Genomic DNA, 13,993 nt, shown 5'->3' with positions numbered 1-13,993 from the left:
GCCCGGGAGACGACATGTCCGCACTGGACCCATTTTACGCAATGCTTCGCGGTGACGCCGATCCGTTCCGCAACCATCCTGAGGACCTTCGCGAGCTTCAGCTCGCCGCCATGCAAGAGCGTTTCGCCGAGCGCCGCAACCAGATCAGGCTGCTGCGCCGCCGGGCGGACGACATGGGCGTTGAATCCATCGACCGCCACGCGGACATGGTTCCGCTCCTGTTCGCGCATCAGATCTACAAGAGCTACCCCGAGCAATTCATCGACAACGGCCGCTGGAAACATCTCGCGGCGTGGCTGCAGACGCTTTCGAGCGCCCCAGTGAGCGACGTCGATATGACGGGCGTGGAAGACGTCGACACATGGATGGGCCGGTTGCGCGAAGCGGGACACTACGTGTTCAGCTCAAGCGGCACGTCCGGGAAATGCAGCTTCATCAACCAGACGCGAGCCGATCTCGAGAACGTCACCGAGTCGTGTGTGAAACTCGGCGTTCACGGTAACGAACTGATCCGCCGTGATTTCGGCAAGCGCCCGGTCTTCCTGATGATGCCGCCGGCCGGTGCGCATCGTCACATCGAACCGGTACTCGGCGCAGCGAAGCGACTTGGCGCCGAGAGCACGCTGATGTTCGACGAGCCGGTGTTTGCTTCCGCAACGATCTCGATGGGCCGCATGCGTCGTGCCATTGCCGACGGCTCCGCCAAACCCAGCGAAGTCGCAGCTTTTCAGGAGCATGCGGTGGCGCGACAGCGCCATACTGGCGCGATGATCGACAGCTTTCTCGACAAGCTGCTCGCGCAGCGCGACGTGCCCGTTCTCGTGCAGGGCAACTGGTCGCTGCACTGGACGCTCGTGGAGCGCGCCCGCCAACGCGGCTTCGCCGATGGAATCTGCCACCCCGAGACCGTGATCACGACCGGCGGCGGATTGAAAGGCACCTCAGCGCCCGCCGACTATCGAGAGCAGATCATACGCTTCTATGGCATTCGCCCAGAGAACGTCCAGAACAGTTATGGCATGTCCGAAATGATCGGGACCGGCCCCTGGTCGGAAGTAGCCCAAGGCTACGCAATCTGCCCCTGGATCGTTCCATTCGTGCTCGACAAGTCCGGTGAGCAACTGCTGAATCCTGCGGATGGCAGGGGCGCTATGGAGGGCCGCTTCGCGTTTTTCGACCTCCTGGCCGAGGGATACTGGGGCGGATTCATCACTGGCGACAAAGTCACGGTGGACTTCTCACCGGCCGGCAACACGGACGGCCTCAACGGACCGCTGATCAGGCAGGTTGGGCGCTATGCCGACCTGGAAGAAGGCGAAGACAAGCTCTCGTGCGCGGGCACGATGGAGTCGTATGTGCGGGGAATGATCAACGTTTGACCCCTTTCGCGAGCGCTTCGAGCCCCAGGGGGCGCCATGATTGGCGCCCCTTGGGGCTCGTGAGTATACTGATGCCCTAATTCCGTCATCAAACGCTCAACGATGTCCAAACCTATGGCAGTTCAGGCTCCCGACGGAGCCTCACGGCTCGCTGCGGCGGGCAAACCTCGAACGGCCGGCCGGCCCACCCACGACGACGCGCTCCAGCTGCGCGAGCGGCTGCTCGACGCCGCCAAGTCGGTCTTCATGCGGGAGGGCTTCGGCGCCGCCAGGGTCGAGGAAATCGCATCCCTTGCAGGCGTCAGCAAAACGACCGTTTACCGCCAGTTTGGCACGAAGGAAGAGCTTTTCCGCTCCATCGTCTGGCGCGGGATGTCCGATCTGCGCGGCAAGATCGCTCAGCACATCGAGCCCAGCCGCGATTTTTCGACGAACCTGGCATCCCTCATCGATGCACTCGTCGAACACATGGCCATTCCCGACAGCATGCACACTTCGCGCATGGTGATCGGCGAAGCGATACGTTTCCCGGACGTCGCCAGGCAGTTTCTGCAGTTCGTAGTGACGATGCTAGAGCCGCTTACGGGCGTTCTGGAAGCCGCAGCGGCGAATGGCATGATCGACATCGACGACCCCGCGAACGCGGCACGCGACCTCCTCACGCTGGTCACCGGTGCCCCTGAAGTGCACCTCGCGATCCAGACTACGCGCGCAGAACGCAAGCGCAGGGCCGAGCGGATTCATCGGATCCTGTTGACCGCCTGGAAGTATCGCGCAACGCTCGATAAGGTTCGGGCCAGGGCAATGCAGTAAAGTTCGCAGCGCGCCCGCCTCGCCGGCAGACTAGCTGGCGACTTCGCCCATCACCTGAAACTGCCCGGATGCCTGGGCAATGCATTTCGCATTGGCCCAGATCCGGCAGTCCGACAAAATCACTCGTTTTCCAGAACGCAGAACGTCGACATGGGCCTCCACCCAGTCGCCCGGCTCCGCGTTGCCCATGAAGTTGACCGTCAGGCCCGTCGTCAACACCTTCACCGCCGGTTGGCGCGAATACTTGCTTGCCCACGTAATGGCTGTATCCGCCAGCATACAAACGGCGCCGCCGTGCATCATCTGGCCGAGATTCCGATGCGCCTCGCGCACATACATACCAACGACGTGCCCGCGCTCGCTCTTGCGAAAGTACGTAGGTCCGAACATCTGATGGAAGGGGCCAAACTCGGGCATCAATGCAAAGCCCTCGGGAATGAGCTTTTCGCCCCCCTCTTCAAGCGCATCTGACGCCGGCGCATGTACTTGTTCCAATGCCATCCTCCTCTTCAACGCCGTATCTGCCCGGCGCCAATATTTCCTTTTTCATCGGCAAGACATAGCGTATCATTATTCGCACGCAAGTCAACTATATGAATGGATATGAGCACCGAATCGCTCTTTACGCCTCTCGCCGTTAGAGGCGTCACGCTTGCCAACCGTATCGTCATGTCCCCCATGACTCGCGGTTTTTCCCCCAATGGACTGCCCGGCAGTGACGTCGCCGCCTACTACAAGCGGCGCGCTCAGGGCGAGACAGGCCTCATCATCACGGAAGGTGTCGGTGTAGACCACCCGGCGGCGCTTGGCGAAGCAGGACTTGGCGAAAATTCGATTCCCGTGCTCGCCGGAGAAGAGTCGGTCGCCGCGTGGCGACGAGTGACGGACGAAGTTCACGCAAGCGGGGGCGTTATCTTTCCGCAACTGTGGCATATGGGGCCGATGAAAGAGGCGAACACAGGCCCCTTCCCTGCCGCCACGCCACTGCGTCCATCGGGACTGTGGGGGCCGTCCGGACGCACGACCTCGCTCAACGCAGCCTACATGGAGCGGGTCATGCCGCCAACGCGGCCAATGACCGACGTCGAGATCGCCGATGTCATCGCCGCTTACGGTCGAAGCGCACGTTTTGCGAAGGCCGCCGGATTCGACGGTATCGCCATCCACGGCGGTCACGGCTATCTGATCGATGCGTTCCTTTGGGCGCAGACCAATCAACGCACGGACGAATGGGGTAAGGATCTCGCGGCCCGCAGCCGCTTTGCCGCGGAAGTCGTGCGTGCAATCCGCGAAGCGATCGGCGATACGATGCCGATTACATTCCGCTTTTCACAGTGGAAACAGCAGGATTTCCGTGCTCGCCTCGCCAACGATCCGCACGAGCTCGAACAGATCCTCGCACCGCTAGCGCAAGCCGGCGTCGATATCTTCGAGGCGAGCACGCGCTATTTCAATCGCGCGGAATTCCCGGGCTCGGAGATGAATCTCGCGGGCTGGGTAAAGAAAGTGACCGGCCGGTATTCTATGGCGGTGGGCGGAATCGGTATTAATAAGGGTTACTACGATTCCATGGCCGGAGCCGAGACATCGGTACAACCCGACCTGACACCACTGCTGGATCGTTTCTCGCGCAACGAGTTTGACCTTGTTGGCGTGGGACGTTCGCTTCTGCACGACCCGAACTGGGCTCGGCGTGCCCGCCTTGGCGAGCCCTTTCTCGGATTCAGCAACGATTCGCTCGCGCGCCTCACGTGAAACGCCATTACGCGGTTGACGCCTCGAATCAGGCGTCAACCGCCGTTTCCAGTTTGCGCAACTTCAAGTTCGCCCCGTAACCGGAATCAATGCGCCGGTTACACCCGATGCAGCTTCCGAAGCGAGAAAAAGAATCACGTTGGCAATTTCCTCGGGCCGCACCCAGCGCGAAAAGTCCGCGTCGGGCATGTCGTTACGGTTTTGCGGCGTGTCGATAATGCCCGGCAGGATAGCGTTCACGGTAATTGAACGCCCCTTGAGTTCTTCTGCCAGCGCTTCCGTCAAACGCATCACCCCCGATTTCGACGCAGTGTATGCGCCCATCCCCATACCTGCCTTGAGCGCGGCGCCGGCACCGATATTGACGATGCGACCGCCCTGCGCACCGCCAGCAAAGTAGTCGAGTGCAGCTTTCGTTGCCGTGGCGGCCGTGCGCACGTTCATCTGGTACATCAGATCCCAGGTGTCGAGGCTACCGTCTACGAGCGTCTCCCAACGAAATCCGCCTGCCACGTTAACGAGGGCATCGAGCATGCCAAGCTGCTCAACAGCCGCTGCCATCGCCGAACGCGCCGAATCAAGATCGGTCAGCTCGACGCCGCCGCGCCACCACGCTGCATTCAATTGTGCCGCATTGGCTTTGTCTGGCGCAGGCGCCTTGTCGATCAGCGCGACCTTCCACCCGTTGTCGGCAAATACACGACCCACCGCGCGTCCCAGCATGCCAAAACCGCCAGTGACCACCACTACGCGTTGCATGTCCAATCACTCCCTGTCCGGGCCCGGCGCTGCGGTTCGTCCCGCGCCCGGCGCAATAAAATCAACGTCCCTTGAATACCGGCTCACGCTTCTCGCGAAACGCGTTGACCGCTTCCTGATGGTCTTGCGTCAAATTCGACAGCGCCTCGTAGGCAATCGACGCGTCGAGAATCGAATGCGCAAGTTGCTTGAGTCCGATATTGATTGAAGCCTTGGTCCACTGAATCGCACGTGCAGCGCCATTCGCAAGCCGTTTTGCCATGGCATCGACAACCGCGTCGAGTTCGTCGGCGGGCACGGCATGATTGATGAGGCCGAGGCGTGCCGCCTCCTCCGCGGTGAGAAGGTCACCCGTCAAGAGGTATTCCTTGGCCTTTGCGTAACCCACGAGCTGCGGCCAGATCACCGCGCCGCCATCGCCCGCTACGAAGCCGACTTTCACGTGCGGATCGCCGATCTTCGCGTGATTGGCCGCGTAGCTAAGATCCGAAAACAACGCGATCGTCGCGCCGAGACCAATTGCATGACCGTTGATCTTCGCGATGACCGGCTTCGGACAATCGAGCATCGAGAAGACGATTTTCTTGGCGCGCTGCATGCCTTCCAGAAACAACGCCGGGTTGTCGATGACCTGCTGCATGTGCTCGATATCTCCCCCCGCGCTGAATGCGCGTCCAGCGCCCGTCAACACGACAACACGGGTCTCGTCGTCCTCCGCGACATCGAGAAAGAGCCGCGACATCTCCATGTCCATCTGCTCGTCAAACGCATTGAGCGTTTCGGGGCGGTTGAGCGTGACGCTCAGGACGCCGCCGTCGCGTTCGAGTAATAACGCCTTATAGTCCGAAATATTCATGGCTAGCCTGTTCACAAAGAAGAGACAGCGCGGGACGGTGGGTCGCGCCGCCGCGCAATAGCCGGCTGCGACTCCCGCAGCACCGGCGCCCCGCGCGACTTCGATTACGCCTGCAGCGGGATGAACCTGCGGCCGTTGTCGTACATGATCTTGCGCGTGTCTTCTTCGGTAAGTCCATTGAGCGCTTCCGCCGCGAAGTCTTTCGGCTGCGGCACGCCTTCCGCGTGCGGATAATCGGAGCCCATCAGCAGGAAGTCCGACGATCCGGTCTGCGCGATGATCTGGCCGATGTCGTCCTCGGGATACGCGACCACAAACACGTTTTCCTTGAAGATCTGGCTCGGGCGCTTCTTCAGTTGACCGCACGGCCAGTAACCATTCTTCGCCATGCCCCGGCACTTGTCCATTTTCACGAGCAGCGACGGCACCCATTCGGCACCGTTTTCCGCGCTGCACAGTTTGACGCGTGGGAAACGCTCGAAGAAATTGTAGAAGATGAACGATGACAGCGTTTCCATCACCGGACGCTCGCCGTAACCGTGCATCCAGACAAAGGCGGTTTGACGCTGGCGCGACTGCTGCACCGGCTCGCCCCACACCGCCATGTGATCCTTCATGTAGATCGCTTCCGACACGTGGAACGTGACACGCACGCCTGCTTCGTTGAGGATCGACCAGAACGGATCGAAATACGGGTCCGCAGGCGCACGGCCATTGAACGGCCCCATCGGCATCAGGATTACGCGGACACCGTTCGCGACCAGCCATTTGGCCTCGGCGACGGCGGCGTCGAGATCGTCGAGCGTGACGACCGGCGTCGTGTAGATCCGGTCCTTGTAGTTGAAGCCCCAGTCGTCGAGCATCCACTGGTTATACGCATGCAACACGGCATTTGCGGCGGCAGGCTCGTTGAGGTAGGAAATGCACGCGACCATTTCGCCGATGTACATCGTGCAGGCTTCCACGCCGAATTCGTCCATCTTCTTCAAGCGGGCGTCGCGATTGAACATGTCCGGCGTCGGGGCGACGCGCATGTCGACGTTGTCCTTGCCGTCCTTCATCGCGCGCAGCCATTCATGCAGCTTGCCCGGCGGCGGCACGTGCCCCTCGGCCGAGGTGTAGCCTTCGCTGATTTCCACCTTGCGCTCGCCGACATACATGCAGCGGTTGCCGTCTGCCGTCACACGGCTGCTGAACGACCAGTCCTTCTTGAACTTCTCGGGCAGGTGGCGGTTGAATGCGTCCTCGACTTCGTAGAAGTGCGTGTCGGCGTCGTAGATCTTCCCTTGATACGCTTGCATGGACTCTCTCCTGGTTATGGGGGAGCGCTGCTGGACGTGCGCCCTTGAGAGAAGTATCGGCTCAAGCCATCAGCCCAAAAACTCTCATATCGAACCCGGAAACGTCGATATCGAATTGATATCGGCCGGCACCGTCGTCACTCCTGAAGTTCGCATAGTATTCCCCGGAAAACATAAATTCGAACATTGTTCGTATATGAGTATACTCGAAACGATACGTACAACCGGAGACGTTTATGCAAGCTGAAGTCCTCCAGCAGCAGGCACACCGAACACAGCCCGTTGCCAGTCCCCCGCGCGGGTTCACGATGGCGATCCTGCTAGCCGCGGTGGCATCCTCGTCCGGTATCGTCGTTATCTATACGGTGCTGGTCACGCTCTACAAGGCCTTCCCTGCCTCGAACGCCGTGAGCTGGACCGTTACCGCCTACTGGCTCGGCTCGGCCATCTTTGCCGCGCTAAGCGGACGACTCGGCGACTTGCTAGGCTACCGTCGCATTCTGCTCGTGGTGATGTCGGTCGCTGCCGCCGGCGCGGTGGTCGCCGCATGTGCAACCCATGTCGGCATGCTCCTCACTGGGTGCGCAATGCAATCGATCGCGGCGGGCATTACGCCGCTCTCCATCGGCCTGGTCCGCGAGAACCTGCCACCGGCGAGGCTGCCTGGCGCGGTGGGCCTGATCAGTGCTGCCGGCATGGTATCCGCGGGGCTGGTCTACATTGGTGCGGGCGTCGTCGTGGATCACTATTCCTGGCAAGGCGGCTTTTGGTTCAAAGTCGCGCTTTGCGTGGTGGCGGTCGCTGCCGTACGCGCCTGGACCCCGCCGTCGCCGCCGCATCCCGGCGTACGGATCGACTACGTTCGAGGCCTTGCGTTCGCTCCGGCACTGTGCGCCATTCTCTTCGCAGTGCAACAAATCCGCGCGTGGGGGTTTGGCGATGCGCGGCTATGGGGCTTGATCGTCGGCGGGATTGTCGTACTCGGACTATGGGCGCGGCATCAACTCAAGGCGCGTCATCCGCTCATCAACGTGCGTCTGCTGAAGACGCGCGAAGTCATATTGGCGAATGCCTGCATGGCATTTCTCGCGGCAGGCGGCATGCAGCTGGGGCAGGTTTTCTCGCTGCTTGCCCAGCAGCCTGCGGGCACGCACGCCGGGTTCGGGCTGAGCGCGACAGCGGCCGGATTGCTGATGTTCAGCGTCAACATCGTCGCGATGGTCGCGAGCCCGTGGAGCGGCCGCATTGCGGCCCGGTACAAGGCTCGTCGCGCTGCCTTGATCGGCATGGTCATTCTGGCCTTTGCCTGGGCCTCGCTGATCGTGCTTCATCGCAGCCTGCTGCTCTTTATTCCAGGCGCGGTCCTGTGCTCGTTTGGGCTCGCCTTCGCGAGCACGGCGCTGTACAACCAGATCGTGGAAACAACGCCTGTGCATCAGACAGGCGAGGCAACGGGCATGCTCTACGTCTTCTTCTCGTGCTTCTTCGCGGTAGGCGCCCAGGCGGTATTCGTGCTGCTGCGCAGCGCGGCGGCGGGAAATGACGGTGGTGCGTTTGCTGGCGACAGTGGCTATGTTTCTGTATTCGCCTACATCGCCTGCAGTTCGATTGCCGGACTGCTGATCGCCTTCATGCTGCCGAAGCGTCACGCCCATTGATCGTCGTTGCGGACGATCTGTCACACGCTGGTCCAACGCTTCTTCAAATTCGCCATGCGTGCCGCACATTGAAGCATATGCCTCAATGTACGGCACGCTGGCCGGTCACTCCCCTTCGGCTTCACCCAATGCAGACGCGCGCTGGGCCACCCTGATCATATTCTGCTCGAGTTGCGGGCGTTCGCGATCAAAACGCTCGAGCGGCGCACCAATCGCCATCGCCGCGATCACGTTACCGTTCGGCCCGAAGATCGGCGACGACACACCCGCGGAGTCCGGCAGCAATTCGCCGCGGCTCACCGACAAACCGGTTTCGAGGATGTGATCGAGTTCGTCACGCAGCGCTTTCTTCGTCGCGACCGTTTGCGGCGTACGACGCTCGAACTTGACCGTCTTCATGTAGTCGGTGACGAAAGCGTCCGGCGCATGAGCCAACAGCACGCGCCCCGCAGCCGTGCAATAGAGCGGACGGCGCAAACCGATGTGCATCGAATAGCGCACGGATTGTTCGCTCTCGATCACGTCTACATAGGTGATCTCTTTGTGCTCGATGTCGAGGACGCCGATATACACGGTTTCATTGGTGCTTTTCGAGAGATCCACCAGGAACGGGCGCAGCATCTTCGAGAAATTCCACGCGGCCATCACGCCCGCGGACAACCGGAAAATCGACGGCCCGAGGCGATAGCGGCCTGCGTCGTGCATCAAAAACCCTTCCGCCACTAGAGGTCTCAGCAGATTGAGCAGACTGCTCTTCGGTGACTCCAGGGCGACATTCAGTTCCGCCAGCGACATCCCTTCCGGGGACTTCGCCAGCACATCGAAAATTCCGAGGAGCCGGGTCAGCGAGCGTGGCCCGCTGACATCCCGGTCCGCCGGCGCTGAGGTCTCTTTCAACATGATTTTCCCCATGAATTGACTCTATCGATTATACGGGAACTATTCACATAGTTTTACAACGATCACAATTTGGCACACTTTTGCACTGCCCGAATTCGGGAATACGCCAGGGCACCCTCTCATCCAAGTTGAGATATAGTTGAACGACGTTCACAAAATTGAAATGCTGGCGCGACGGACTGTGCAGCATTTACGTAACACGCACGCGCGTCGAACAGCAGCATCAACTTCACTTCTGGATCACCCATGTACACGAAAAAACTGGCAGAAAAGGTCGCCATCGTGACCGGAGGCGGCCAAGGTATTGGACTCGGCATTGCCCGCTCGCTCGCCTCCGAGGGCGCGTGCCTCGTGCTGACTGGCCGCACGGAGAGCAAACTGACGCATGCTGCCGAGCAACTGAGCGCCCTCGGTTCCCAAGTGCTCGTCGTGCCTGGCGACACGCGCAATCGAGCCGACGCCGTGCGCACGGTCGAACTTGCCATTGAGCGTTTCGGACGCGTGAACGCGCTTATTAACAACGCACAAAGCAGCAGCCCGGGTGTGCTGCTCGAGTCCGTTACCGACGACGACTGGAGCAACACACTCGAGTCCGGCTTGTACGGCACGCTGTATTTCATGCAGGCCGTATTGCCGCACATGAAGGCACAGGGCCGCGGCGCCATCGTCAACTTCGGCTCGCGCACAGGCATCGAAGGGCTCAAGGGATTCGGCGCGTACGCCGCAACCAAGGAGGGCATTCGTGGGCTTTCGCGTGTTGCCGCGCGCGAATGGGGTGCCTATGGCATCACCGTCAACGTCATTTGCCCGGCAGCGCTCACGCCAGCCGCTGAAGCTTACCTCGAAGCCAATCCCCAGGAACGCTCGCGCTATCTCGCTGAAATCGCGCTTGGCCGCTTCGGCGATCCTGAGCTCGATATTGGACGAACAGTTGCATTTCTGTGCAGTGACGACGCTAATTTCATAACGGGGCAGACTATCAGTGTGGACGGCGGACAGTCAATGCTTTAGTGCGTCTTTTTGAACACAGTTGCAATATATGAAACAGGGAGTTGCATTATGCAGCAGTCGCAGAGAATTTAATCGAACCAATAGTTGCATTAGCTGGGACACCTCGATCTGAGGGCGAGTTCGCACGAGACGCGTACGAACTCGATCGAGAGCGCTCACATATTTCTCCTCCGGCACACTTCGCGAGAGCGTGTGGAGTTTAGGCCTTGGCTGCGGGACACCTGGCCAAGGTCTTTTTTTGCGCCGTTCATCCCTGATCCATTAGCGCGATAAAAAACGAGTGCCCGCCGCGCTGTGCAGCAATCTCGCAGCGGCTTGTATATTTGCAATCCTAACTGATGTCGAAAAGCCATGGATAAACGAGCCCCGAAGGGCTGCGCCTCGCAGGTTTTTCGCTTTCTACAGCACTTTCTTTTCGCGCAGGAGATCGATGTCCGATTGCGCCATGCCCAGCACATCGCGAAGCACGGTGTCCGTATGCTGACCGAGCATCGGCGGCGCTCCATACGAGTCGATAGGCGTGCCCGACATCTTCACCGGATTGGCGACCATACGAACCGCCTCGTCGGTAAGCGGATGCGCGACTTCAATACACATCGCACGCGCTTGCACATGGGGATCGGCGAACACTTGCGCCAGATCGTTGATCGGCCCCGCCGGCACCCCGGCGGCGTCTAGGGCCGCCAGCAATTCATCGCTTTGCCATGCGGCGATCAGCGGTTCGAACACTTCGCCAAGCGCGCGGCGATTTTTCACTCGCAGTGCAATCTCGCTGAATCGCGGGTCGCGGGCAAGTTCGGGATGCCCGAGGACCTGGCACATCCGCGCGTATTGTTCATTGTTGCCCGCAACGATCATGATGTCGCGATCGGCACAGCGGAACATGCGCGACGGCATGCCGCCGTTTCCCTCCGTACCGCGCCGGACCGGAACCTGACCTGAAACGAGGTACTGGCTTGCATAGTGCGATGTGGCGGCGATCATCGCATCCAGCAGCGCGAGGTCGATGTACTGCCCCTGCCCACTGCCGCCTTGCGCCGCGTCGCGATGATAGAGCGCGGCGATGATCGCGGACGCCGCGTACTGGCCGCAAAGGATGTCCGCGAGACTGGGCCCGGTTTTCATCGGTCCGCCGCCCGGCACGTCGTCGCCGTTGCCGGTGACGCTCATCAGACCACCCATCGCCTGGAAAATCGAGTCGTATCCGGGGCGCGGGCTGTACGGCCCGGTTTGTCCGAACCCCGTTATCGAGCAGTAGATCAAGCGAGGATTGACGACTTTGAGGCTCTCGTAGTCGAGCCCGTAGCGTTTCAGGTCGCCAACCTTATAGTTCTCGAGCAGCACGTCGCAATGCGTAGCCAGCGAGCGGACCAGCGCCTGGCCGTCGGGCGTCGAAATATCGCACGTAATCGACTTCTTGCCGCGGTTCGCGCTGATAAAGAACGTCGACTCGCGCGTGACCTTGCCTTCCCGATCCATCAGAAACGGCGGGCCGAACTGCCGCGAATCGTCCCCTTTGCCCGGACGCTCGACCTTGATGACCTCCGCGCCGAGATCCGCCAGCATCTGCGCCCCCCAGGGCCCCGCGAGAATACGGCTCAGGTCGAGTACGCGAACTCCCGTCAACGCGCCTTTTGTCATATCAAACTGTCCCCTTGAATTCATACCCGCCGCGCCGCAAGCCATGCCTCAGCGTCCGACGAACTTCGCCGTACGTTTTTCGACGAAGGACTGAACGCCTTCCTTTGCATCTTCCGTGTTGTAGAGAAACTGCTGCGTCGACTGAATCGTCGCGTAGGCATCCTGCCAGCCTTGCCCCAGTGAAACACGCGCGTTCTGCATCGTGGCCTGCACGGCGAGCGGCGCCTGCGCGGCGATTCGCTCTGCGATAGCCAGCGCGCGGTCGAATTCCTGGCCCGCCGGCACGACGTCCTGAACGAAGTTCATGCGGCGCGCCTCCTCGGCAGTGAACTCGTCGCCGGTGAGCAGCACCTTCATCGCGTTGCCCCAGCCGGCACGCTGGACCATCCGGAACGTCGCACCACAACCTGCCATGATCCCCCGCTTCACTTCAAGCTGGGAGAAACGGCAGTTATCGGCGGCCACCGCCACTTCCGACGCGAGCATCAATTCGACCGCGACCGTAAAGCAGATTCCCTTGAGAGCGATGACGACCGGCTTGGTGCGCAGCGGCGCGCGCAAGTTGAACGGATCGACCTCGCCCTCCGGAAGCAAGGGTTTGCCCTCACGGCGCAACGGCGCGATCTTCGGCATGTCGAGCCCGGCCGTAAAGTGGTCGCCTTCGGCATAGACCAGAGCGCAGAACAGATCGCTGCTGTTCTCGAGCCGCGTGTAAGCAGCGGCCAGTTCCTCGAACATCTTCGGGGTAAAGCCGTTGCGCTTTTCCGGCCGGTCGATCCCTATCAAAAGCAGGTTTGCGCGCTGTTCAACGCGAATCTGTCCGTCCTCGTGACGAGTCGTCATGCACTGTCTCCTCGCGGTATTTTCCGTTAGCAAATCCGACCACGGGCTCAATTGACAAAGCCGGGTCACACATTCAGAATCATAAACGTCGTTCATAAATTTGGCAACGCGCGGCACGACCCGACGCAGTCTGCACGGGGTGCCGCAGCCAACGCATCTACGGCCGAGCAGATACCGAAGCTGGCTTAAGTGTTCACCCTGATTCCCGCAAGGAAAGACCATGGCCTACGAGACGATCATCGTCGAAATTCACGGCAAGACCGGCTTGATCAAGCTGAACCGTCCGCAAGCCTATAACGCGTTGAACAACCCGTTGATGGACGAGCTGACGACCGCACTCGACGGCCTCGAAGCCGATCCGGCCATTGGCGCGATCGTGCTCACCGGCAGTGAAAAGGCGTTCGCCGCCGGAGCCGACATCAAGATGATGAGCGAATGGACGTACATGGACGTCTACAAGAATCAGTTCATCACGTCGAACTGGGAGCGCACCTCGCGTTGCCGCAAACCGGTCATCGCCGCCGTCGCCGGTCTCGCGCTGGGCGGGGGCTGCGAGCTGGCCATGATGTGCGACTTCATTCTGGCCGCCGACAACGCGCGTTTCGCCCTGCCCGAAATCACGCTCGCAACCATTCCCGGCGCCGGCGGCACGCAGCGCCTCACGCGCGTGCTCGGCAAATCGAAGGCGATGGAGATGATTCTCACGGGCCGCAGGATGGACGCTGTCGAAGCCGAACGATGCGGGCTCGTGAGCCGCATCGTTCCCGTCGATACGCTCGTCGACGAAGCCCTGAAAACAGCCGACGAAATCGCGCGATTCTCACAACCGGTCGTGGCGATGGCGAAAGAGTGCGTCAACCGTGCCTACGAATCGACCCTCGCCGAAGGCATCCTGTTCGAGCGGCGCATGGCTTATTCGACTTTCGCGACCGAAGACCGCAAGGAAGGAATGGCCGCCTTCGCCGAAAAACGCAAGCCGCAGTTCCGCGATTGTTGAATCGCTGAAAAAAAGCCACTTCTGCCGTGGCGAACCGAGCACGCCAGGCCGCGCGCGTCCAGCGCCCTTTTCTGGCACCC

The 13,993-nt window shown here is 60.8% G+C and carries 13 protein-coding genes; 6 read left to right on the top strand and 7 right to left on the bottom strand.

Going from position 1 to position 13,993, the window contains the following annotated elements:
- Positions 1-14: 14 nt before the first annotated feature.
- Entirely contained in the window at positions 15-1,379 is a 1,365-nt protein-coding gene (locus M3I53_RS22015) for a hypothetical protein (RefSeq protein WP_254317967.1), read from the top strand.
- 114 nt (positions 1,380-1,493) lie between these two features.
- The gene (locus tag M3I53_RS22010; RefSeq protein ID WP_254317966.1) at positions 1,494-2,192 is read left to right on the top strand and encodes a TetR/AcrR family transcriptional regulator; all 699 of its coding nucleotides are present in this window, start codon (positions 1,494-1,496) and stop codon (positions 2,190-2,192) included.
- A 30-nt stretch (positions 2,193-2,222) separates the two neighbouring features.
- On the opposite strand, the gene M3I53_RS22005 is transcribed toward M3I53_RS22010, so the two are convergent.
- Complete coding sequence (locus M3I53_RS22005) at positions 2,223-2,693, bottom strand: PaaI family thioesterase (protein ID WP_254317965.1); 471 nt, start codon at positions 2,691-2,693, stop codon at positions 2,223-2,225.
- Between the two features lie 102 nt (positions 2,694-2,795).
- On the opposite strand from M3I53_RS22005, the gene M3I53_RS22000 reads away from it, so the two are divergent.
- A complete protein-coding gene (locus M3I53_RS22000; protein WP_254317964.1) occupies positions 2,796-3,947 on the top strand; it encodes an NADH:flavin oxidoreductase in 1,152 nt (383 codons plus the stop codon).
- 63 nt (positions 3,948-4,010) lie between these two features.
- Here the strand turns inward: M3I53_RS22000 and M3I53_RS21995 are convergent, their stop codons facing one another.
- From M3I53_RS21995 to M3I53_RS21985, 3 genes are all read right to left on the bottom strand, one after another.
- Positions 4,011-4,706 (bottom strand): SDR family NAD(P)-dependent oxidoreductase, encoded by a 696-nt coding sequence (locus tag M3I53_RS21995; RefSeq protein WP_254317963.1) that lies wholly within the window; start codon positions 4,704-4,706, stop codon positions 4,011-4,013.
- A gap of 61 nt (positions 4,707-4,767) precedes the next feature.
- Positions 4,768-5,562: an enoyl-CoA hydratase/isomerase family protein gene (locus M3I53_RS21990; RefSeq protein WP_254317962.1), complete on the bottom strand. Its 795-nt coding sequence runs from the start codon at positions 5,560-5,562 to the stop codon at positions 4,768-4,770.
- A gap of 104 nt (positions 5,563-5,666) precedes the next feature.
- Positions 5,667-6,863, bottom strand: a complete 1,197-nt coding sequence (locus tag M3I53_RS21985) for an amidohydrolase family protein (RefSeq protein WP_254317961.1) — start codon at positions 6,861-6,863, stop codon at positions 5,667-5,669.
- A gap of 236 nt (positions 6,864-7,099) precedes the next feature.
- Here M3I53_RS21985 and M3I53_RS21980 point away from each other — a divergent pair, with 236 nt between their 5' ends.
- Complete coding sequence (locus tag M3I53_RS21980) at positions 7,100-8,521, top strand: MFS transporter (protein ID WP_254317960.1); 1,422 nt, start codon at positions 7,100-7,102, stop codon at positions 8,519-8,521.
- A 105-nt stretch (positions 8,522-8,626) separates the two neighbouring features.
- Here M3I53_RS21980 and M3I53_RS21975 read toward each other — a convergent pair whose 3' ends face one another.
- On the bottom strand, positions 8,627-9,421 hold the full coding sequence (locus M3I53_RS21975; RefSeq protein WP_254317959.1) for an IclR family transcriptional regulator: 795 nt from the start codon (positions 9,419-9,421) through the stop codon (positions 8,627-8,629).
- 246 nt (positions 9,422-9,667) lie between these two features.
- On the opposite strand from M3I53_RS21975, the gene M3I53_RS21970 reads away from it, so the two are divergent.
- Positions 9,668-10,432 carry an SDR family NAD(P)-dependent oxidoreductase gene (locus M3I53_RS21970; protein WP_254317958.1) on the top strand — a complete coding sequence of 255 codons (765 nt, stop codon included), beginning with the start codon at positions 9,668-9,670 and terminating at the stop codon, positions 10,430-10,432.
- A 399-nt stretch (positions 10,433-10,831) separates the two neighbouring features.
- Here M3I53_RS21970 and M3I53_RS21965 read toward each other — a convergent pair whose 3' ends face one another.
- Positions 10,832-12,073, bottom strand: a complete 1,242-nt coding sequence (locus M3I53_RS21965) for a CaiB/BaiF CoA-transferase family protein (RefSeq protein WP_254317957.1) — start codon at positions 12,071-12,073, stop codon at positions 10,832-10,834.
- Between the two features lie 48 nt (positions 12,074-12,121).
- On the bottom strand, positions 12,122-12,916 hold the full coding sequence (locus tag M3I53_RS21960) for a crotonase/enoyl-CoA hydratase family protein (RefSeq protein WP_254317956.1): 795 nt from the start codon (positions 12,914-12,916) through the stop codon (positions 12,122-12,124).
- Between the two features lie 220 nt (positions 12,917-13,136).
- Between M3I53_RS21960 and M3I53_RS21955 the strand changes: the two genes are divergently transcribed.
- A complete protein-coding gene (locus M3I53_RS21955; RefSeq protein ID WP_254317955.1) occupies positions 13,137-13,913 on the top strand; it encodes an enoyl-CoA hydratase in 777 nt (258 codons plus the stop codon).
- Positions 13,914-13,993: the final 80 nt, after the last annotated feature.

Origin of the sequence: Paraburkholderia sp. CNPSo 3272 (genome assembly GCF_024206495.1) — a bacterium.
In the GTDB taxonomy this organism is placed as follows: domain Bacteria; phylum Pseudomonadota; class Gammaproteobacteria; order Burkholderiales; family Burkholderiaceae; genus Paraburkholderia.
Note: the sequence above shows the minus strand (reverse complement) of the source record. Positions and strands in the feature narration are given on the sequence as shown.